This window comes from Bacillus massiliigorillae (assembly GCF_000380245.2).
GTDB lineage: Bacteria > Bacillota > Bacilli > Bacillales > DSM-1321 > Bacillus_AD > Bacillus_AD massiliigorillae.
The window spans coordinates 68799-89583 of the sequence record NZ_HG428746.1 but is presented as its reverse complement, the minus strand read 5'-3'; the positions used below and the strand labels follow the sequence as shown (position 1 = coordinate 89583).

Annotated in this window: 21 protein-coding genes and 1 riboswitch; of the genes, 10 read left to right on the top strand and 11 right to left on the bottom strand. The window is 35.5% G+C overall.

Annotation, left to right across the window (positions count from 1 at the left end):
- Positions 1 to 174: 174 nt before the first annotated feature.
- Positions 175 to 762 (bottom strand): NAD(P)H-dependent oxidoreductase, encoded by a 588-nt coding sequence (locus tag TX86_RS23285; protein ID WP_042352594.1) that lies wholly within the window; start codon positions 760 to 762, stop codon positions 175 to 177.
- A gap of 580 nt (positions 763 to 1342) precedes the next feature.
- Here TX86_RS23285 and hflX point away from each other — a divergent pair.
- A complete protein-coding gene (gene hflX / locus TX86_RS23280) occupies positions 1343 to 2620 on the top strand; it encodes a GTPase HflX (RefSeq protein ID WP_042352593.1) in 1278 nt (425 codons plus the stop codon).
- 144 nt (positions 2621 to 2764) lie between these two features.
- Here the strand turns inward: hflX and TX86_RS23275 are convergent, their stop codons facing one another.
- The 3 genes from TX86_RS23275 to TX86_RS23265 all read right to left on the bottom strand — a co-directional run bounded on the left by TX86_RS23275 (position 2765) and on the right by TX86_RS23265 (position 5223).
- A complete protein-coding gene (locus TX86_RS23275; protein WP_042352591.1) occupies positions 2765 to 4054 on the bottom strand; it encodes a hemolysin family protein in 1290 nt (429 codons plus the stop codon).
- Between the two features lie 83 nt (positions 4055 to 4137).
- Positions 4138 to 4818 (bottom strand): zinc metallopeptidase, encoded by a 681-nt coding sequence (locus TX86_RS23270; protein WP_042352589.1) that lies wholly within the window; start codon positions 4816 to 4818, stop codon positions 4138 to 4140.
- Between the two features lie 18 nt (positions 4819 to 4836).
- A complete protein-coding gene (locus TX86_RS23265; protein WP_042352588.1) occupies positions 4837 to 5223 on the bottom strand; it encodes a MerR family transcriptional regulator in 387 nt (128 codons plus the stop codon).
- A 278-nt stretch (positions 5224 to 5501) separates the two neighbouring features.
- A riboswitch (cobalamin riboswitch) is annotated at positions 5502 to 5700 on the top strand.
- A 530-nt stretch (positions 5701 to 6230) separates the two neighbouring features.
- On the opposite strand from TX86_RS23265, the gene TX86_RS23260 reads away from it, so the two are divergent.
- Positions 6231 to 6965, top strand: coding sequence for an SDR family oxidoreductase (locus TX86_RS23260; protein WP_439096876.1), 735 nt, complete (start codon positions 6231 to 6233; stop codon positions 6963 to 6965).
- Positions 6966 to 7077: 112 nt separating this feature from the next.
- Here the strand turns inward: TX86_RS23260 and TX86_RS23255 are convergent, their stop codons facing one another.
- From TX86_RS23255 to TX86_RS23235, 5 genes are all read right to left on the bottom strand, one after another.
- Positions 7078 to 7755, bottom strand: coding sequence for an ABC transporter ATP-binding protein (locus TX86_RS23255; protein ID WP_042352587.1), 678 nt, complete (start codon positions 7753 to 7755; stop codon positions 7078 to 7080).
- Positions 7755 to 8876, bottom strand: coding sequence for an ABC transporter permease (locus tag TX86_RS23250; protein WP_042352585.1), 1122 nt, complete (start codon positions 8874 to 8876; stop codon positions 7755 to 7757). Before TX86_RS23250 ends, TX86_RS23255 begins: the two co-directional genes overlap by 1 nt.
- A gap of 347 nt (positions 8877 to 9223) precedes the next feature.
- Positions 9224 to 9745 (bottom strand): PadR family transcriptional regulator, encoded by a 522-nt coding sequence (locus TX86_RS23245; RefSeq protein ID WP_042352584.1) that lies wholly within the window; start codon positions 9743 to 9745, stop codon positions 9224 to 9226.
- A gap of 520 nt (positions 9746 to 10265) precedes the next feature.
- On the bottom strand, positions 10266 to 11252 hold the full coding sequence (locus TX86_RS23240; protein WP_042352582.1) for a Gfo/Idh/MocA family protein: 987 nt from the start codon (positions 11250 to 11252) through the stop codon (positions 10266 to 10268).
- Positions 11253 to 11353: 101 nt separating this feature from the next.
- A complete protein-coding gene (locus tag TX86_RS23235) occupies positions 11354 to 12022 on the bottom strand; it encodes a lysoplasmalogenase (RefSeq protein ID WP_042352581.1) in 669 nt (222 codons plus the stop codon).
- 187 nt (positions 12023 to 12209) lie between these two features.
- Here TX86_RS23235 and TX86_RS23230 point away from each other — a divergent pair, with 187 nt between their 5' ends.
- The 3 genes from TX86_RS23230 to clpP all read left to right on the top strand — a co-directional run bounded on the left by TX86_RS23230 (position 12210) and on the right by clpP (position 14475).
- Positions 12210 to 13007 carry a GNAT family N-acetyltransferase gene (locus TX86_RS23230; protein WP_042352579.1) on the top strand — a complete coding sequence of 266 codons (798 nt, stop codon included), beginning with the start codon at positions 12210 to 12212 and terminating at the stop codon, positions 13005 to 13007.
- A gap of 192 nt (positions 13008 to 13199) precedes the next feature.
- Positions 13200 to 13871: a sigma-70 family RNA polymerase sigma factor gene (locus tag TX86_RS23225; protein ID WP_052343868.1), complete on the top strand. Its 672-nt coding sequence runs from the start codon at positions 13200 to 13202 to the stop codon at positions 13869 to 13871.
- A gap of 25 nt (positions 13872 to 13896) precedes the next feature.
- Complete coding sequence (gene clpP, locus TX86_RS23220) at positions 13897 to 14475, top strand: ATP-dependent Clp endopeptidase proteolytic subunit ClpP (RefSeq protein WP_042352578.1); 579 nt, start codon at positions 13897 to 13899, stop codon at positions 14473 to 14475.
- A 34-nt stretch (positions 14476 to 14509) separates the two neighbouring features.
- On the opposite strand, the gene TX86_RS23215 is transcribed toward clpP, so the two are convergent.
- Positions 14510 to 14965, bottom strand: a complete 456-nt coding sequence (locus TX86_RS23215; RefSeq protein ID WP_042352577.1) for a 2-thiouracil desulfurase family protein — start codon at positions 14963 to 14965, stop codon at positions 14510 to 14512.
- 145 nt (positions 14966 to 15110) lie between these two features.
- Here TX86_RS23215 and TX86_RS23210 point away from each other — a divergent pair, with 145 nt between their 5' ends.
- The gene (locus TX86_RS23210) at positions 15111 to 15419 is read left to right on the top strand and encodes a hypothetical protein (RefSeq protein ID WP_042352575.1); all 309 of its coding nucleotides are present in this window, start codon (positions 15111 to 15113) and stop codon (positions 15417 to 15419) included.
- A gap of 47 nt (positions 15420 to 15466) precedes the next feature.
- On the opposite strand, the gene TX86_RS23205 is transcribed toward TX86_RS23210, so the two are convergent.
- Positions 15467 to 15922, bottom strand: a complete 456-nt coding sequence (locus TX86_RS23205; protein ID WP_042352573.1) for a GNAT family N-acetyltransferase — start codon at positions 15920 to 15922, stop codon at positions 15467 to 15469.
- Between the two features lie 163 nt (positions 15923 to 16085).
- Between TX86_RS23205 and TX86_RS23200 the strand changes: the two genes are divergently transcribed.
- From TX86_RS23200 to TX86_RS23185, 4 genes are all read left to right on the top strand, one after another.
- Positions 16086 to 16571, top strand: coding sequence for a DinB family protein (locus TX86_RS23200; protein ID WP_042352571.1), 486 nt, complete (start codon positions 16086 to 16088; stop codon positions 16569 to 16571).
- A gap of 367 nt (positions 16572 to 16938) precedes the next feature.
- Positions 16939 to 17793 (top strand): TetR/AcrR family transcriptional regulator, encoded by an 855-nt coding sequence (locus TX86_RS23195; protein ID WP_042352570.1) that lies wholly within the window; start codon positions 16939 to 16941, stop codon positions 17791 to 17793.
- Between the two features lie 128 nt (positions 17794 to 17921).
- Positions 17922 to 19541 carry an MDR family MFS transporter gene (locus TX86_RS23190; protein ID WP_500676236.1) on the top strand — a complete coding sequence of 540 codons (1620 nt, stop codon included), beginning with the start codon at positions 17922 to 17924 and terminating at the stop codon, positions 19539 to 19541.
- Positions 19542 to 19705: 164 nt separating this feature from the next.
- Positions 19706 to 20770, top strand: a complete 1065-nt coding sequence (locus TX86_RS23185; RefSeq protein WP_195892945.1) for a YeeE/YedE family protein — start codon at positions 19706 to 19708, stop codon at positions 20768 to 20770.
- Positions 20771 to 20785: the final 15 nt, after the last annotated feature.

Genomic DNA, 20785 nt, shown 5'->3' with positions numbered 1-20785 from the left:
AATCGAATTAGCTCAGAAACTTATTCAAATGACGGGGGGGAATAATGTACCACAAACAGAGATAAATGGCAGATGGGTTGAAGGATACGATCCTAATTCAATTATGAGAGCGTTAGACGATTAAATAAAAAGGGGCGTTCGACAAGTGATTGTAAATCAATTGTCGAACAGCCGTTATAAATTAATTTGCTGTTGTACTGTAATTTCAATTTCTCGTAAGTATTGTTCATGTTGATTGGTATGAATTTCATGAATACTGGGCATTATTTTATGTTGTAACACCTCGATACCGCAATACTGTAGTATACCAACATCTAGTACCTGCACCATGGATTGCTTTAAATTTCGCTGGATTAATGACTGTTCAGAATCACCGGCAGTTTCAAATATGAAAGCTTTCTTGCCATGTAATAATCCTTTTGGTCCATCTGGAGTTGAGGTGAATGCAAAGCCGTGTGCAAATACACGATCACAGTAGCCTTTTAATATAGCGGGCATAGAGTACCACCATGTTGGGTAGATGAAATAGATAACATCGGCCCACTGAATTTGTTGTTGTTCAAAAGCAATGTCTGGACTATATTGTTTATCTTGGAAATCAAGTATCTCATTATATTGAAGAATGGGATTGAAATTGATTGCGTATAAATCACGAATCTTAAATTCTTGTTTGTGCATTTTTACTTGCTTAATAATGCTGTCCTTAATTGCTGCATTAAAACTATTAGCAGTAGGATGCGCAAAAACGATTAGATGGTTCATTCGTTGCTCCCTCCCTTGAATAATGTGAAAAAATGAACATATATTCTAAATTAACACAAAACAGCATGTTATATACAATCGCTAAATAACGGTTTTGTGAAATGATTATATTGTAATTAAGAGTTGTAAATGGTATCATGGCAGTAACTTAAAATTGAACGGAGGGTATCCTTAATATGTATTATTGCAGATTACGATTCCAAGCTTTGAACGGCGCTAACTGAATAGTGTTCAAAGGCTCTGCTTGTGTGCAGGGTAAACGGGACTGGTCTGCCTATTTTTAAGGTACCTACTTTTGCAAATGCAAGGAAAGAGGGGGAGACGATTCTGCCTCTTTTTTGTATCTTTAAAAAAGGAAAAGAGAATATTTCAACTAAAAGTACGCCATCTTTAGAATCATTCGTTATGCATTACAAATGATGATAGGCGATATGTCGACTTTTTAGTTTGGAGACCGCTTCTTATTTGTCAGAGAGTATGTACTATTCACTGGCTTATACGTATCATCATCCGTTTATCTTTAACACAGGTACCCTACTTGTGTTTTTTTTGTTTTTATAAGAAGAGGAGGAAAATATATATGATGGAACAACGTGAAAAAGCGATTTTAGTTGGAGTACATTTAAAAAGTGAAGACGAAATTGAATTTGAGTATTCAATGGAGGAGTTGGGCGAATTAGCCGCTGCTTGTAATGTTGAAGTTGTTGGGCAAATCACGCAGAAGCTAGAGCGATTTAATACAGCTCATTATGTAGGGAAGGGAAAGATTGAGGAAATCGTCAATCTAATAGCTATGTTCGATGCGGATACAGTGATATTTGATGATGAATTATCCCCTTCACAAATACGTAATTTAGAGGCTGAATTAGATTGTAAAGTAATTGATCGTACAATTTTAATTCTAGATATTTTTGCAAGACGTGCAAAAACAAGAGAAGCTCAACTTCAAGTAGAAGTGGCTAAACTTCAATATATGCTTCCGCGTTTAGTAGGTCTTCGTGCATCGTTAGGTCGCCAAGGTGGTGGCGGAGGAACTGGTCTAAAGAATAGAGGGGCTGGTGAAACTAAATTAGAGCTAGATCGCCGAAGAATTGAAGAGAAAATTACAGTTTTAAGCAAAGAATTAGCAACGCTTGTAGCACAACGAGAAGTACAGCGTAGACAACGAAAGAAGAATGAACTACCCGTTGTTTCATTAGTTGGTTACACGAATGCTGGTAAATCGACTGTCATGAATAGTATGCTTGAAATTTTTAATAAAGCTGTTAATAAACAAGTTTTTGAGAAAGATATGTTATTTGCCACACTTGAAACATCAATTCGTCATATTGAGCAAGAAGATCATAAATCATTTTTGCTTACAGATACAGTAGGATTTGTAAAGAAGCTACCGCATCATTTGGTGAAAGCCTTCCGTTCGACTTTAGAAGAAGCAGCCAATGCAGATTTACTGATTCATGTTGTAGACTATTCAAATCCACATTATGAGCAATTGATTGAAACGACAAACCAGACCTTGAAAAGTATAGGAGTTGAAGACGTTCCAACTATTTTTGCTTTTAATAAAGCCGATTTGGTGGATGATGATTATCCTAAGGTTGAAGGTAATATTGTCTATTTATCAGCGAAGCAAAAGGTAGGTATAACAGAATTAACTAATGTCATTCGTAAGCATATCTTTAAGGATTATGTCGTATGTGATTTATTAATTCCGTATGAAAAAGGAAATCTGATTTCATATTTCAATGAACATGCACATGTAGTTCAAACAAGCTACGAAGAAAATGGAACAATGATAAAGGTAGAGTGTAAGCAAGCTGATTATGAGAAATATAAGGAATATGAAGTGCAGGATTAAGGCTGTTCGACAATGTTTTCGTGAATATGGGAAATTTCTCAATGAAAATTCATTTTGAATATATTTCCCGGACAATACTCGACAGAATTAATCAAAAAGAGGCGTCCCGAAAGTGATTACAATCACTTTCGGGACACCTTTATTTTATACTTTTTTCACATCAATAAATAGAATTTGATGCCCATCCATTTCTTTAATTGTGAACTCAAAGCCTTCTTCTTCGATGATATCGCCAACTTCAACTTCATATTTCCTTGTTAAAATCCAGCCACCGATTGTATCGACTTCTTCTTCAGAAAGATGTGTTCCAAGTAAATCATTTACGTCTTCAATTAATACCATAGAACTTACAAGGTAATGATTTTCTTTGATTTTACGAATATCTTCCACTTCATCAGTGTCATATTCATCTTGGATTTCACCGACGATTTCTTCTAGAATATCTTCAACCGTTACAATACCTGACGTACCACCATATTCGTCATAGAGGACAGCCATATGTGTACGTTCTTTCTGCATTTTTAACAATAATTCATTGATAGGGATAGTTTCAATAATGCTAATGACAGGCTTCATTAATTCACGCATTGGACAATCTGTAATCGCATATTTTCTTTGAGCTTTCATCATGTCTTTTACGTTAATGATTCCTAGAATATTATCCTTGTCTCCATCAACTACTGGATAACGCGTGTATTTCTCTGCGTCCATTAAGTCAAGCACATCTCCTAATGTATCATCTATGGATACGGCAATGATAGAAGTACGAGGAACCATAATTTCTTTAGCAATTCTATTATCGAATTCGAAGATATTGTTCACGTATGTTAATTCAGTTTGGTTAATTTCACCGCTTTTATAACTATCTGAAAGAATCATGCGTAATTCTTCTTCCGAGTGCGAAACTTCATGTTCTGAAGCTTGCTTTAATCCGAACATTTTAACTAGTAGACCAGCTGAGCCATTGAGTAACCAAATAGCAGGGAACATAATTCTGTAGAACCAAATAATTGGTTTTGCGAATAATAATGTGATTGTTTCAGCCTTTTGGATGGCTACAGTCTTTGGAGCCAATTCACCAACTACTACGTGCAGGAACGTTACGGATGCGAATGCAATGATATAAGATAATACGCTACTCCATGTCGGATCGAGATTCATGCTATCAAACACGGGATGTAATAAGCGTTCAACTGTAGGCTCGGCTAATGCACCTAGACCTAAAGCTGTAATAGTAATACCAAGCTGACAGGCTGATAAGTATTCATCTAAGTGAGTGACTACTTTCTTTGCTGCAATTGCACCTGGTTTACCTTCCTCAATCAATTGATTAATTCTCGTCATCCTGACCTTTACCATAGCGAATTCGGTAGCTACGAAAAAGCCTGTAAGAGCAATTAGTATGGCTACTAGTGTTAAGTTTAATATGTCCAAATTTTACCTTACCTTAGTAAGGTGTACACCTCCTGTTATATGTGTGAAGTTATTGTGTTTGTTTAGTAACTTAGTAATCTAGTTTATTCATCGTCGTTTCTCATACCGATGAACATTAGAACAAAGCGAAGGAGTTCAGCAATCGCAACTACAGTAGCTGCAACATACGTAAGAGCCGCTGCATTTAATACTTTTCGTGCGCCACCCTCTTCATCATTTCTAATTAATCCTGAACCCACCATTTGTGATAGAGCTCTAGATGATGCATTGAATTCAACTGGCAATGTAACAACTTGAAATAATACTGCCGCAGCCATTAAGACAATACCAAGCAAAATGAAGTTAGCACTTTGTAGGATGATACCTGCTAGTATAACGATGAAAGACATGCTTGAACCGAAGTTTGCAACTGGAACTAAAGAATGTCTAAAACGTAATGGTGCATAATCAACTTGGTCTTGAATAGCGTGTCCTACTTCATGCGTACCAACTGAGATGGCAGCAATAGAAGTACCATGGAAGTTAGCACTTGAAAGTCGAACAACTTTGTCTCTTGGATCGTAATGGTCTGAAAGGTGACCGTGAACTTCTTCTACAGCTACATGATATAAGCCGTTATCGTCTAGTACCTTTCTTGCAGCTTCAGCACCTGTTAATCCTGAAGAAGCTGGCACTTCTAAATAGGTTGAATAAGTTTTCTTTAAATACAGTTGTACCAATAGTGGTGCAGCCATGATGATAATAAAGTACACAATGTATCCCAAAGTAAATCCTCCTTTATTTTATAGCAATAATATTAATAGAGTTTGAATTAAAGTGATTGTTTCGTGTGAAATTTGTTTATTTACCAAATCTGTTTTATCTAACTTGTTTTTTTGAATTAGCTCTACAATTTCTGAAACGTCTTTCTCTAATCCTTCTAGCTTTTGTTTTAGCTTGTTTAAATCAAGATTATGAGTATCTTGTTCAAGAAAAAATTCTCTTATTTCATCAAGTGACATATTCTTATTTTTAAGTTCTTTAATGATTTTTAGCTTTTGATAAGCTTCTTGTGTGTAACATCTATAATTTGAAGCAGTGCGTTCTGCTTCAATTAATCCGATATTCGTATAATAATCAATGGTTCGCTTAGAAACATTTGATAACTGCGCTAACTCTCCAATTCGCATTCTACCAATCCCAACTAAAGCGCCTCCTAACTGTCACGTGATGGTTTGTTTAAAATATTTCTCAGAATAGATCTGCTGATAATCAATACGTAGAAGTATGATATAAGTTTCATTTTTATATAAATTTTTTCTATTAATAACATCTTAAACAAGTTTTCTTAAAAAAAGCTTAAGATTTTTAATAAAGTGGTATGGACTTTAAAAAGAGAGTATCTAATGATGAAAAGAAGGTTTTTAATTGTAATAATTAAAATAATCTGATATATTAAATGAGAAATTGAATAAATGAATAATTAGGTGTAGATAATCGTTTGTATTTTATCTGCTTAAAAGGGAAGTCGGTTAGAGCCCGACGCTGTCCCGCAACTGTATTTGGGAGCCATTCGGAATATACCACTGTTTCTAGGGAATAGAAATGGGAAGGTTCGAATTGTGATGATCATAAGCCAGGAGACCTGCCTATTTATTAGATGCATCAAGTACCTACGAGGATAGGAGATGTTAATTCGAAGTATTGGAGCATGAACATTTTTGAATAAATGTGCATGTGGATTTTATTTTTTTACGTGAATTAACAACTTCCACTGGAAGTTGTTTTTTTTTATGACTAGTAGCAGTTCTCTGCCATCATGACTAGAGGCCTCCCCCAGGCTAACAGCTCAATCTTCCCACTTTAGATAGAGGCTATAAAAGGGAACTGCTGCTCTTCTTTCTTATTTCTCCATTCAACTAAAACCATATTACTCTCTTTTGAAAAAGCAATGCGGTGACTTGGTATCGTAAGTGTAAAGAGCATTCCCACATGAGCCATGAACATATTATGAAGAGGATCCTTCAGTTTGACGAAGTTTATGAAATTGTATCGAACAACTTATCGTTTGAGGTTAAGCTGAGCATGTAGATATATAATAATAACGATGCATGTAGCTTACTCAATAGAGTGGGCTTTTTTCTTGTATGATAATAATGTAAGTATAGTAAAACAAATGAAAGGCGGGAGAATGAATATGGCAGTAGTCATTGTGACGGGAGCGGCAAATGGGATTGGACGTGCTGTAGCATTCGCATTTGCAAGTAGAGGAGATTGTGTTGTAGTTGCTGATGTGGATGAGAGAGGTGTAGAGTTCGTAAGACAGTGGCAGGAGGACGGGAAAGTAGTTCTCTTTGTGAAATGTGACGTTAGGAAAGAAAACGATCTTATTCATCTCATGAAAACAACAATTGATACATATGGAAGAATTGATATTCTTATTAATAATGCCGGTAAAATGCTTTATAAATCTCCTTATGATATTGAGTTGGAAGAATGGGATGACATGCTACAAACGAGTTTAAGAAGTGTCTTTCTTGCATCACGTGAAGCTGCAAAATATATGAAGTTGAATGAGAAGGGCGGTTCAATTGTGAACATAGCATCTACACGAGCACTTATGTCGGAACCATACACAGAATTATATGCTGCTTCGAAAGGTGGAATTGTTGCTTTAACACATGCTTTCGCAGCTTCCTTTAGTAAAGATTTCATAACAGTTAATGCTATTTCTCCAGGCTGGATTGAAACAGGGGATTATGAGCAGTTAACGGAACGTGACCATGAGCAACACTTATCAAAACGAGTTGGGCAGCCAGATGATATTGCACGAGCTTGCTTGTATTTAACTTCTCCAGAGAATGACTTCGTTACAGGTACAAATCTTGTAATTGATGGTGGAATGACGAAGAAAATGATATATGAAGAATAAGAATACTAAGCGGGTTGGGAACTTAATATTAAAACTGTCTTCAAGAAGATAATATAAAAAGAGCTGTGCTCGAAGTGAATTCGAACACAGCTCTTCTAATTTATTTAATGTCTTATGATTGTAAAGTAAGACAACCATCTTCCATACGATATACCTTATCACAGTACGTCAGCATCCGTTCATCATGCGTAACCATGATAGCTGCCTTATTTCTTGTTTTTACTTCTTTCGCTATTAGTTTAACTACTTCATGAGCACGATTCGTATCTAGGCTAGCTGTTGGCTCGTCTGCAAGAATAATCGTTGGATCATTGATAAATGCTCTAGCAATAGCTGTACGTTGGCGCTCACCACCAGAAAGTTGATCAGGGAATTTTTTCAGCTTTGTTCCAAGACCTAAATCTGTTAGTAGCTCCCTAGCGAATACTTTATCTGCATGTGTAACAGTGCCTGTCATTTTCTTAACTAATAACAGCTGATCAATAACAGTTAAATAAGGAACTAGATTAGATGTTTGTAAAATAAATCCTATTTCATCCAATCTTGCTTTTGATAGACTTTTAGGAGATAATCCAGCAATTTTTTTATCATTTAATATAACATCACCTTCAGAAGCCTGTAGTAAGGCGCCAGCAACTGATAGGAATGTACTTTTACCAGAACCAGATGGGCCAATAATAGCCACGAATTCACCTGGTTTTACATGTAAGGAGACATCATTAAGAGCTACAACTTTATGTTCACCTTCATGATAGAATTTCGATACGTGATTTAATGCTATTCCAGACATTATTCAACCCTCCCAATTGCTTGAAGTGGATCAATCTTTGTAATTTTACGGACAGATAATAATGAACTTAAAAGAGAAACAACTAAAAGAACAAGTCCATAAATCATGACAAGCTTAATATCTAGTAGAAATGGCACTTCTTTAGGTAATACGGCTGCAACGCCATAAGCTAATCCCATTCCGACTAAGATACTGAATAGCGATAGGACGAATACTTGAGATACAATGGCTTTTCCTAGAAAACCATTACTTGCACCGATTGCTTTCATAATGCCAAATTGATTAGATTTTTGTAATGTTAATACATAGAAGAAAACAGCAATGACAAATGTTGAAATGGCTAGTAAGAATGCAAGCATCATTGTAATCGTTCCATTTTCCTCTTTATAGCCGGGCATACCTTGTATAGCTTCGGATTTTGTAACAACTTCCGTAGAATCAAGGTGTTTATTGATGCTGTCAGGATTAATATTTTCTCCTTTTAAAGCAATACCATTAACAGGATTCTGGACCCCATTGTCCGAACCAGGTGCAGCAAAGTTAATAGCACGCCATTTATCCATCGTTGTAAAAACAGCAGATACGTGATTATAAGATTGGTTTTCTACAAAGCCTACAATCTTCATTTTTTCATGTGAACCTTCGATTCTTACTGTATCTCCAATTTTAAAGCCTTTATCTTTCAATGCTATATTTGCGATGATGTTAGTAGAGTTCTTCTCCGATAATGCAGATCCCTCAATAATTTTTGGCTCAACAAATGTACCTGGATTTACCCCAATAATAGCAACATCTACTTTATCTTCATCCTTCGTAGATTTTTCTTTTTGAATGGTTGCCATTTTGTTCCCGATTGGAGCGGCAGCTTGTACATCTTTTTGTTTTTCTAGTTTTGCAATTTGTTCTTCGCCAATGATAGAACGACTTAGCGATGCACGAGAACCATCTTCGAATGCTATATATTGTGCATCCATATTTTTAAATACAGCAGCACTCAGCGTATTAAGTCCATTTCCTAAACCAGAAAGAATAAATACTAACCAGGAGATTAAGATTAGTATGATTCCGATCATTAAGAAACGTAGTTTACCATGCTTTAATTCCTTTAAAGCAAGAAACATTGATAGTCACCCCTTAGTTTCAGTATGATTAGTCAATTCTGACTATTTAAACAAATTATAATTAGAATATATATGATTAGTCAAGTTTGACTAATTGGTGCAAAAAAAAGGGGGATATTCAATCAGTTGAATCCGTTATATCATTTAGTGTGCAAGTAAAGAATATTTTGACTTTTTAAGGAGTCATTTGAGTTTCATCTTGACCAAAAGCGCTAAAAACCAGCTTTTTTAGTTTACTAAGCAAAAATGCGATTGAAATGAACACAACTTCGAATGGTACAAAAAGCGTAAAAGGGCGTCCCAAAAGTGATTGAAAATCACTTTTGGGACAGCCCTTTTTAGTAGGTTTATGAATGGTTAATAGAGAAATCTTCGATAGTAGATTCTAGAAAGGCTATTTCTGCTTCTGCCATTTTTATTTTATGTTTGACGGCTAAGTCAACAGCTGTCGCTTTTCCATGACTAGGCGTTTGTTTTAAGGCAACAAGTAGATTGTGGTTTCTTTCTAATCTTTTATGCAAAGCATCCAGTGCCTTATCCAGTGGTAGATGATCCATGAACATTAACCCTAAATCTCCTTGATAATGCACTGTTTCGGCTGAAGAAAGATTATCGTAAAGTAATTCATAGAAATACTTCTTACCATTCTCATTGATTGTATACACCTTACGTGGAGGTCTATTTCCCTCTTGTTCCATGTGAACTTCAATGTATCCTTTTTTACTTAATTTATCTAAAGTGGCATATGCAGTAGGTTTCTTCATATCGGTAATCATACCTAAATTATTTTCAATAAACTCATTTATTTGATAGCCGTGCTGGCTTTGAGCCATTAGCAATCCTAATAGAACTAACGATCGGTGATCCATAGTGTGAACCTCCTTTTCATCTTTTCTTCCTATTAGTATAACATCTTTTAAAAGATTAATTAAATTGATTATTCATTATTGACTAATAGCTCACTCTATATTTAATGAAAATGCTAGAGAAGGGGCTGAGATAATAGGAAACAAGATGATGTATGTTATTTAACTCACTTGGAAATAGTAATAAAGTATTAAAAATATAAAAAAAGCAAGGATTTGAACTGACTTTTTTTATATTTTTACAAAATTTAGAAGGAAAGCGCTTGCAAAGTTCACAAGTTTGTCATAAAATAAGGAAAAGAAGTAAATATTTAGGGGTGATTAGATGACGAGCGCAGGAGTTATTGAAATTATTGCTTCAACAATTTATATTGGCGGTTATGCATCACTTTTATTCATACCTTACTGGATGTGCAAATATTTCTCGAATGAAAAAAAAAATCCCAACAATAGATTGGAACTTTTATAATATACACATGTAAAGCTCAGAGTTCAAAAAGACTCTGAGCTTTTTATTTTTTAACTATTTTTGATCAGCAGGATATGTAACGCCAATTTGCTTGCGAGCTTCATCCATTATCTTCATTGTGATAAAAGAATTTTCGTAAGTATTGATTGTTGATTCGAGTTGTTGCTTATGAAGTAAATCAATAAATTCTTGGACCTCATAGAACATTGTATTTTCTAGTTGCGGCTGTGTAATGTCTTCGACTGTTCCATCGTTGTAAACGATTTGAACTTGTGAAGGGGAACTAATTTTATTAATAACAATGCGCCCTAGTTCTCCTTGGATTTCATTTGGAAGTTGAGATTCTGAGATTTTCGAATACATAATGATTGCTTCCATATCCTTGTATTGTAAAGTGATACTACCTTGACCATCGACACCTGATTCTAGCATCAATCCATTAGCTTGAACTTTCATAGGTTCACCGAATAACGTAACTAGTGGGTAAAGGCAATAAACGCCGATATCCATTAATGAGCCATTAGAGAAGGTAGGGTTGAAAGCATTTAATACCGTGCCCCCTTTATAAGCATCGTATCTAGAGGAGTATTGGCAAAAGTTTGCGAAATAGCGACGAACTGGGCCGATTTTATGTAAGTGTTCTTTTATAATTGTAAAGTTTGGAATGAATGTTGTCTTTAACGCTTCCATTAGTAATACTTGATTTTGCTTGGCGGCAGCAACCATAGCTTGGATTTCTACTACATTAGATGCTAGTGGTTTCTCACATAAGACATGCTTACCATGATTCATGCAAAGAATAGCTTGTTCTGCATGTAGCGAGTTGGGGCTTGCAATATAAACCGCATCGATTGTATCTGATTGAACCATGTCCTCGATACTTGTATAAGTATAGGGAATGTTAAATTGTGAAGCGAAATCATTTGCTCTTTCTTCAGTACGAGAATATACAGCGGTAAGTGAAAAACCTTCTACTTGTTTTGCTGCATTAATAAATCTTTCAGTAATCCAATTGGTACCGATAATACCGAACTTAATCATGATGCATCCTCCTAGTGGTCATAAATAATATGTATTACCATGTTAGCATGGTTTTAGAGGAGAACAAAGCTACTCTTTAAGCATTGTTTTCCTCTATAGTTTTAATATGGCCTAGATGGATACACGTATAACGCAGGCTTACGATAGATTAGACTTTTGGCTATGAGCAATTGTGCACTATAATAAGTTAGCATAATAAGTGCTGTTGAATAGGTAACGTCTGAAACGAATAGATTCCAAGATAGAATGGTGTCAGAAGCAATAAACAAGATACTCCCGATAATAGCCCACTTATTGCCTGTCATAAATGCTGTCCAGCCCATTATCGATAATACAATTACATATATAATAACGGGGATTATGAGTGCAGTGTTACCATCAAGGCTAAGTGCTGTGGTAATTTTATTACCAAAGAAGATTCCATATATAATGATTGGTAGAGCTGCTAAAGCTCGTAGCTTTGAGAACTTCCATTGTTTTAGGAATGCTCCGATGTAGAAGAGATGTCCGATTAGGAAAGCCACTAATCCCAATAGAAATGAAAAAATGATAAACGCATCTCCGAGCATACAAACGAATAATCCAGCTAGAATTAGTCGTTCGTGTATAATTGTATAGTAGGTATTTTGCCGTTTGTATGCATAAATTAAGATGAGTACCATAGGAATTAGCTTAAAGATAAGTCTTATAAATTCATTATCTTTTGGGATAACAAAAATAAATAATAATCCTGAAAGAATAATTGCTAAAGGTAATATGAAGCGTTTCATCAAAAAACCCCCTTATATGACAAAAAAGTATTTCTTGTATATTCTATGCAAATAGAGGATTTACCTCTCTTTTTTTAGGCTCATTTAATTTAGAGGAGTTTTGGCTTAGGTCATATTACTTATAATGATTTAGTATCATGTTAAAATTGTATAGTACATATAAGTTTTTTAAAGGAGGAAAACAAGCTTGAATGACATTCAACTTTTAGAGTTAATTCAACTACAAGATATTTGTGAAAGCTACGATAATTTGAATCTAAAACTGAACTGGGATCTTCTTAAGACTAGAGAAGAGGATGAGCAGTTTGATTTTTTACATTATGAAGATGACGTACTTGTTGGTTTTTTAGGAGTGTATAAAATAGGGCTAGAATATGAAATGTGTGGAATGGTTCATCCACAATATCGCCGAAAAGGAATTTTTACAGCGTTATGGAAGCAGGCACTTGCTACAATTGATGAAAGTGAGCCAATCTTACTTAATGCACCTGCTCAATCAAAGACTGCTAAAGATTGGCTGAATACGATTCCTTGCAGCTATGCATTCTCAGAACATCAAATGCATTGGGAGAAACAATTGTTGCTAGATAATTCATTAGTTCAATTGCGTGCTGGAAACGTTACTGATATGAAAGCAATGATGGAATTGAATGTAATTGGATTCGGTTATGAGTTTGATGATGAAGAAGAATATCGTGGAGAAGTAGAAGATGGAACCGTATATATAATAGAAGTTGAAGGAAAGACAGTTGGAAAAATACATATTCGATGTGAACAAGATCAAAGTTGGATTTATGGGTTTGTTATCTATCCACAATATCAAGGAAATGGCTATGGTAGAAGCGCGCTTACACAGCTTGTACAATTAGAAGAGAATAATGATGTTTATATAGAAGTAGCAACAGAAAATGAAAATGCGCTTTCCTTATATGAGAAATGCGGATTTGTTTCTTATCAAACACAAGATTACTATGATTATCAATAAGTGAAAAAAAGCATCGGTATCGATGCTTTTTTCATATGTATAGATATCATTGTTTACTTTTCTTGCATTCGGGTACGATGAAATAAGAGTGAAGTTCAAAAAAATTCCTTTTTAAAAACTTTTGGCCCCCGTATCTTTTTTCAATCCTAATTCGTTTTAAAGGTAGAGAGGGTATTTAAGGAGTGGATGGAAATGAATAAGCTGGAATTGGAATACAGCCCAATACTTGAACATTATAATGATCTGATTAAATACTGCCGTTATTTATCAAAAAATACGTGGGATGGTGACGATCTTGCACAAGAAGCCATATTGAAGGCCATTAACCATTATGCAGATCAAGGACATATTCCAAAATCATTGTTGACCAAAATGGCTTATAACCAATGGATTGATTGGACACGTAAGAGAAGATTTGAAGTAAATGATAGCGATATAATAGAAGAAAAAGAACAACAAGTTTCTTCAGCATCTCAATTGGCTGAAACACTGGAATTGCTGTTGCATCAATTAACACCTAAGCAATCGGTTATTTTTATCTTGAAAGAAGTGTTTCTTTATCAAGTGAAAGAAATTGCGCTGATGATGGTAACGACAGAAACGGCTGTGAAGGCTTCATTGCATCGAACGAAGAAAAGAATAGCGGATATGAATGAAGAGGCGGCAGATTTTGAACAAGGTGATGAGGAAGATCGGAGTAACTTATTAGAGCTTCTACAATATGCAATTGAGCAACAAGATCCAACAATACTCATCCAGCACATACCATCGATTCCATCACTTGCTACAGAGGCAAATGTTGTGAGATTTACTTGCAAGCCTAGTAAGATATCAACTTCTCCTACACTCTCTATGGTTGCATAACCAATAATTATAGGAGGTTTTACAAATGGCTACGATTCCTTATGTAATTGAACAAACGAAGCAAGGTGAGCGTTCATATGATATTTATTCACGCCTATTGAAAGATCGGATTATTATGCTTGGTGATGAAATTAATGATCAAGTGGCAAACAATATTATTGCTCAGTTGCTTTTTTTAGCGGCAGAGGACCCAGAGAAAGATATATCAATTTATATAAATAGCCCTGGTGGCTCAACTTCAGCTGGCTTTGCCATCTTTGATACGATGAATTATATAAAACCTGATATTCGTACCATTTGCACAGGAATGGCTGCTTCCTTTGGAGCGCTTTTGTTGCTAGCTGGTACGAAAGGAAAAAGATTCGCATTACCTAATAGTGAGATTATGATTCATCAACCATTAGGTGGCGTGAAAGGGCAAGCGACAGAAATCGAAATTACAGCTCGTCGTATCTTAAAGTTGAAGGAACATATAAATCAAATAATAGCCGACTGTACAGGACAGCCGATTGAAAAAATACGTGAAGATACAGAACGAGATTATTTTATGAGTGTGGATGAAGCAAAAAAATATGGAATTGTAGATCAGATTATAGGTCAATAGTGAAGAAAGAGGCTATCGCACAAGGTAGCCTCTTTTAATATTTCGCCATAAATTCTTCTTCGGAAATAACTTGAAACCCTTTACTACGCAATAAGGCGGTTGTCACGCCTTCACCTGCAATCTTTGCTCCAGAAAATGTACCATTATAAATCTGTTTACTTCCACATGAAGGGCTATTTTCTTTTAATACAATGGTTGTTGCTTGTGTTTGTTGGACTATAGCTAGTGTTTGATAGGCACCATCTACATATTGCTTCGTTACATCTTCGCCTGAGCGAGAAATCACTTTTGCCTTGCCAAGAATAACATCTGCTCCTGTACCATCCACTATTTCAGCGGGTTCACGAGGAGTAGTGAATCCACCTAATAATTCAGGACATGCCATAATAGCTTTCTTCTTCTCTACTAAAATGCGAATCTTCTCTTGAAGTTGATGTTTTCCGTCGTAACGACAGGATAATCCTGCTAAGCAGGAGCTAACGAGAATCATGCAATCATTCCTTTAGTATGGTTTATATGTTTCTATGGCTAATGTAACATAATGAAAAACTCCCCTCAATATATAGAGAATGTTTAATGAATCTAGAAAAAGGAAAAAAGAAATGTATACGATAGATTAAGAGGAGGAAAAGACGATGGGCCCTAAGGATCTGAACACATTGAAATGGGTTGCTGGAGGTCTGGAGGCATTGCTTGGTATTCCTATTCTGGGAGGTACTATTATTCTTAGTTTAGCGTGGGCGCCTTTAGCTATTATGTTAGTGCTACATATTGTTATCGTTGTATTTGCTTCTAGAAATGGTGTAAAAGCAAGTGGAAACATTCTTGGAATTGTCACTTCATGTATCGGATGGATTCCTATCGTGGGCATGATTCTTCATATCTTATCAGCGATTTTTATCTTACTCGATGCAGCTCAAAATCAAAAAGCTATGACATACTAATAAATAAAAGAAATGATCCCACACATAATTGGGATCATTTCTTTTATTTAAGTTAGTGCTTTCTCAAAATTAGTTAAAGAGAGTTGGTTTGAAACTTTAATTTGTTTTACTTCTTGATAGCCGAATTGTTTATAAAGCGTAGTAGCAGGTTTATTGCCTGTGCCAGTAGTAACTTGAATTTTATCTACAGATGGTTCTATTTCTTCTATAAAATGTAGTAGTGATTTTCCAATGCCTTCATGAAAGTATGTAGGATGAACGGCAAGACGATGAATATCGAGCATATGATCTTCAAACTTATACGATATAAATCCGGCTAATGTTTCGTTTATGAAATAACCATAAAATGTTTCACCGCAATTTTGTAAACTCTCAATTGTATCTTGTAAGGGAGGAAGGGCTGGAACGTTCAGTAGCTCAGCTTCCACTTGATAAGCAGGTATTTGAATTGATAAAACAACTGACGCAATTTCTTTTTGAGTAATATCGATTGGTGTAATCATAGCAGTCTCCTTAATTAGAGTGAAATACTGTTTTAATTGTAACATGTTCATCATAATTACTATTAGAGTATTTGAATAATTCAGGATAGGGTGAACAAAGTTAAAAGGTTTTCAGACTATTATGTGTAATAATGATAGAGTAAATAAAGAAGGAGGAGTTTATATGTATCAAACTGTTGAAGGATTTTTAAATGTATGGCAAATGGAATCTAGTCTTACACAGAAATTAATGAATCAACTTACTGATGAGTCATTAAAACAAGAAATTGCACCTGGCTATTGGTCACTAGGTGAAACAGCATGGCATATCGTAGTTGTTGGAGGACTTATCGCCAAACAAACAGGGCTTGATTTTAATTCTCCATCTCCTGAATCGCCTATTCCAGCTTTAGCAAAAGAAATAGCTGAAGGCTATCAGCAAATGAGCCAAGGCATTTTGGCAGCAGTGAAGAAACAATGGAAAGATGGAGATTTACTTGCAGAAAGCGCAATTTTTGGACAGCCTCAAGCAAATGGTGCTACTTTGTCTATGCTGGTTTCTCATGAGATCCATCACCGTGGTCAAATGAGTGTACTAATGCATCAAGCTGGTGTGAAGGTACCGGGTATTTATGGACCATCAAAAGACGATAAAGATGAACGAAAATAAAGTGAAACTTTGCTCGGTGGGGTGCTTATTCCAACTGAGCATTAGTTGAACCAATCGGGTTCTTATTGGTGCTTGATCTCCCCACATAAACGTCTCTGCTTACGCTACGTTTTGAAGTGGGAGTCTTAGCGCCAGTTTGAACGGGATAAATAATGGGAAGGGTAAGCGCTAAAGGAAGATGGGCGCTTACCTCTATTTACTAATCAAACGATTAATTAGTTGGTACTTGATGAAATTGACGCTCTACCTTTTCTTGACTGAAATGTTCCTGTACTGTAAAATGCTGACTAGTCGGTCCTGTGGCTTGGACTAATGATAACGTATTCATTTTTGTAGAGAAAGATTATAGAGGATAGGGAGAATTAGCATGAAAGAAAAAGAAAAAATAATCATTAAATCTGCTATTAAATTATTTGCTGCTAAAGGATACTCTTCTACTTCTATAAGCGAAATCGTTGCAGAAAGTGGAATATCAAAAGGCGCTTTTTACTTATATTTTAAGTCGAAGGATGCGTTGTTACTTGCTATTTTCCAACATTACTCTGAGCAATTAGAGAATAAAATGTTGTTCTATGAGAATAAGGATTTACCATCTCGTGAAAAGTTCATAAAACAACTTCAATCGGTGCTAGAAAGTGTTATCGCTAATAAAGAATTCATGATTATGCAAACACGAGAGCAAGCTATCCCTTTAAATGAAAGAATTAAGGAAGAGTTGTATAACATGCAGCTTAGAATGCATCATTTCTTACAACAAGGGCTATTAAATATATATGGTGAACGTGTTAAACCTTTTATTTGGGATCTTTCATTAATGTTAGAAGGGATGCTTCATTCCTATTTAAGAATCATGTTTTTTAATAATGAGATGATTCGAGTAGATTTTGTAATGGAATTTATGATTCGTCGTATGGATGATATCGTGAGTGGTCTAATGAACGATAAGCCTTTATTAGATGAAAGCTTAATGCAAGAGCTCATTAATAGTAAACATAGCTGTTTCCAAACGGATATTTATGATGTGTTATCGAAAATGAAGAGCATCATTGCAGAGCTTGATACTAAAGAAGATTTAATGATTTCTTTAGAAGTATTAGAACAAGAGCTTCAAAAGGAACAGCCTAGAATTCCTGTTATTCAAGGAATGCTTTCTAATTTTAATGAAATTACAGAACTAACAGTATATCGAAATAAGATTGCTGCGTTTTTTCAAATACAATAGAGAACTATTCAAGCGTTCATTTAGATAATGGACGCTTCCTTTTTTTGGACGTTGACTGACTGGTCACTCTTAACTATAATTCTTTTACGTGAAAAATGTAACATAAGTTATAGTAAAGGGTGATTGCTTTGGAACTAAGTCATCAAAATATAGGCATTAAGAAAAACTTAGTGCTAGCTGGTTTAATGATAGGAATGTTCTTCAGTTCCTTAGAGCAAACTGTTGTAGGTACAGCTATGCCTACGATTGTAGCGGAACTGAATGGATTTAGTATTTTTGCTTGGGTTACAACAGCTTACATGATTGCATCTACTGCAGTAGTACCAATTGTAGGTAAGCTATCTGACTTATATGGAAGAAGAAAGCTATATTTGCTCGGTACAATTATTTTCATTCTTGGTTCAGGACTTTGTGCTACTGCCAATACAATGGAAGAGCTTGTACTGTATAGAGGATTACAAGGTATCGGTGGCGGTATGATTATGCCACTATCACAAACAATTATCGGTGATATTTTTAGTGCTGAACAAAGAGCAAAATGGCAAGGTGTTTTCGGTGCTTTATTTGGTTTAAGTTCTGTTTTTGGACCGTTTCTTGGCGGTGTAATCGTTGATTACGTAAGTTGGCATTGGATTTTCCTTATTAATTTACCATTTGGGTTATTATCTGCCATCTTAATTTATGTAGGTATGAAGCATGAACCAATTAAGAAGGGAAAAGTAAGTATCGATTATTTAGGAATAGCTACATTGATTCCGGCAGTCGTTCTTTTCTTAGTATGGTTAACTTTCGGTGGAGATAAATTTGCTTGGGCATCAGGTACATCAATGGCCATTATGGGTGCAGTCATTGTTTTATTAGTTGCTTTTGCATTTATTGAAAGAAAAGCGGTTGATCCGATTTTAGATTTCCGTTTCTTTAAAAATCGTGTATTTGCGGTATCGAATTTGCTTGGTTTCTTACTAGGTCTTGGTATGTTTGGTGCGATTATGTTCGTTCCAATGTTTATGCAAGGTATATTAGGTGTTTCACCAACTGAAGCAGGGTCTGCTATGACACCGATGATGATTGCACTTATTATTGCAAGTGTAGTTGGTGGAAGATTATTATTAAAATTGCGTTTCCGTACGGTGTTAACAACTGGTATGGTAATTGCTTCAGTTGGTTTTTATTTAATGAGTACAATGGGATTAGAATCTACTCAATGGCAAGTGTATTTATACATGATTGTTCTAGGTCTTGGTATGGGATTAGTTATGCCTACTATTACAATTGCTATTCAAAATGAATTTCCAACTTCTCAGTTAGGACAAGTAACATCTGCTGCAACATTCTTCCGTTCAATTGGAGGAACGATTGGTGTTACTGTCTTGAATAGTGTTATGAATCAATCAATCGTTACAAAAATGAGTGAAGCAAGTAAAGCAGCAACGGAACCTGCTGTACAACAAGCACTTCATGCACTATCTGAAAAAACAGATGCATTGTTTGGTTTGTTAATTAATCCATCAGCATTACCATTTCCAGTAGAGCTACAGGAATTAGTGGTAAAGGGAATAGCTACAGCATGGACTGAATCCTTCTCTTTAGTGTTCTTAACAGGCTTAGTATTTATCGTGACAGGTGTATTTGCAGCACTTGCAATGGGCAAAAGTCGTATTAAGAGAGATAAAGAACTAAAAGATAAATTAGATATTCATGATGAGGAGACTCCTCAAGTTGAGATAGAAGAAAGACAAGCACAATAGGTAAAAAGGCTGTTCTGAAGATAAGACTTTGGAACAGTCTTTTTTGTTCTATCTAAGTTAAAAGTGGTAAAAAAATAGACAATTCAATTATTTTGAATTTAATCCTAGTAATTTCATGAGAATTGTAGTAATATTGTAAAAAATAGCAAAAGAGGTGGAATAACATGGCTCAAATGATTATTACTGGAATTATATGTGGGATATTATTAGGATTCGTCTTACAAAGAGGACGATTTTGTATAGTAGGAGCTTATCGCGACCTGATTTTAGCTAGAGATGGAAGAATGTTTTTAGCAACATTCATTGTTATTGCAATTCAAAGTGTCGGTGTGTTTCTGTTGTGGGATACAGGAAACCTTGTACTAGAAACAGGTCTGTTTCCATGGCTTGGCACAATTGTTGGGGGGCTAATATTTGGAGTAGGTATGGTGTTAGCTGGCGGCTGTGCTACAGGAACATGGTATCGAGCAGGTGAAGGTTTAATCGGAAGTTGGATTGCTTTATTTGGTTATATGTTAGGATCGGCGATGACAAAGTTTGGGGTTTTATTGCCGGTAGCTGACGAGTTAACGTCCTATAAGGCAAGTGATGCTTATGTTTTCGAAACATTGGGAATTTCAAAGTGGTATTTAGTTGTATTGTTGGTTGGTATTGTTGGTGCATTAGTAATTCGTGAATTGAGAAAGCCAAAATTGTTTGTTGCAAGATTGAAGCCAAAGAAAACAGGTCTTTCTCATGTTTTATTTGAGAAAGCTTGGCATCCATTTGTGACGGCTGCTCTAGTTGGTTTAATTGCTATAATTGCATGGCCTTTAAGTGAGGCAACAGGTCGTAATGCTGGTTTAGGAATTACGACACCAACAGCAAAAACACTTCAATTTTTAGTAACAGGTGACAATGCATTATTAGATTGGGGTGTATTTTTAGTATTAGGTATTTTTATTGGTTCTTTCATTGCGGCAAAAGGAAGTGGAGAATTCCGATTCCGTTTACCAGATAAAGCAACATTAAGAAATAACGCAATTGGCGGTTTAGTAATGGGCTTCGGTGCGAGTATTGCTGGGGGATGTACAATTGGTAATGGTCTTGTAAATTCTGCGATTTTCGCATGGCAAGGCTGGGTAGCGATGGCTTGCTTCTTATTAGGAAGCTGGATTGCAGTATATTTTACAATTATTCGTAAAAATAAAAAATCTAAAGCTGGTTCATCTACAAAAGTTTCGGCTTAATATAAGAAAACTTAA

Excerpts from the sequence above, each read along its gene's own strand:
- TX86_RS23260 (WP_439096876.1), top strand. The coding sequence starts at position 6,231 with ATGGCAGTAGTCATTGTGACGGGAGCGGCAAATGGGATTGGACGTGCT.
- TX86_RS23250 (WP_042352585.1), bottom strand. The coding sequence starts at position 8,876 with ATGTTTCTTGCTTTAAAGGAATTAAAGCATGGTAAACTACGTTTCTTA.
- TX86_RS23245 (WP_042352584.1), bottom strand. The coding sequence starts at position 9,745 with ATGGATCACCGATCGTTAGTTCTATTAGGATTGCTAATGGCTCAAAGC.
- TX86_RS23195 (WP_042352570.1), top strand. The coding sequence starts at position 16,939 with ATGAAAGAAAAAGAAAAAATAATCATTAAATCTGCTATTAAATTATTT.
- TX86_RS23200 (WP_042352571.1), top strand. The coding sequence starts at position 16,086 with ATGTATCAAACTGTTGAAGGATTTTTAAATGTATGGCAAATGGAATCT.
- TX86_RS23205 (WP_042352573.1), bottom strand. The coding sequence starts at position 15,922 with ATGATTACACCAATCGATATTACTCAAAAAGAAATTGCGTCAGTTGTT.
- TX86_RS23255 (WP_042352587.1), bottom strand. The coding sequence starts at position 7,755 with ATGTCTGGAATAGCATTAAATCACGTATCGAAATTCTATCATGAAGGT.
- TX86_RS23185 (WP_195892945.1), top strand. The coding sequence starts at position 19,706 with ATGGCTCAAATGATTATTACTGGAATTATATGTGGGATATTATTAGGA.
- TX86_RS23235 (WP_042352581.1), bottom strand. The coding sequence starts at position 12,022 with ATGAAACGCTTCATATTACCTTTAGCAATTATTCTTTCAGGATTATTA.
- TX86_RS23210 (WP_042352575.1), top strand. The coding sequence starts at position 15,111 with ATGGGCCCTAAGGATCTGAACACATTGAAATGGGTTGCTGGAGGTCTG.
- TX86_RS23265 (WP_042352588.1), bottom strand. The coding sequence starts at position 5,223 with ATGCGAATTGGAGAGTTAGCGCAGTTATCAAATGTTTCTAAGCGAACC.
- hflX (WP_042352593.1), top strand. The coding sequence starts at position 1,343 with ATGATGGAACAACGTGAAAAAGCGATTTTAGTTGGAGTACATTTAAAA.
- TX86_RS23285 (WP_042352594.1), bottom strand. The coding sequence starts at position 762 with ATGAACCATCTAATCGTTTTTGCGCATCCTACTGCTAATAGTTTTAAT.
- TX86_RS23215 (WP_042352577.1), bottom strand. The coding sequence starts at position 14,965 with ATGATTCTCGTTAGCTCCTGCTTAGCAGGATTATCCTGTCGTTACGAC.
- clpP (WP_042352578.1), top strand. The coding sequence starts at position 13,897 with ATGGCTACGATTCCTTATGTAATTGAACAAACGAAGCAAGGTGAGCGT.
- TX86_RS23240 (WP_042352582.1), bottom strand. The coding sequence starts at position 11,252 with ATGATTAAGTTCGGTATTATCGGTACCAATTGGATTACTGAAAGATTT.
- TX86_RS23225 (WP_052343868.1), top strand. The coding sequence starts at position 13,200 with ATGAATAAGCTGGAATTGGAATACAGCCCAATACTTGAACATTATAAT.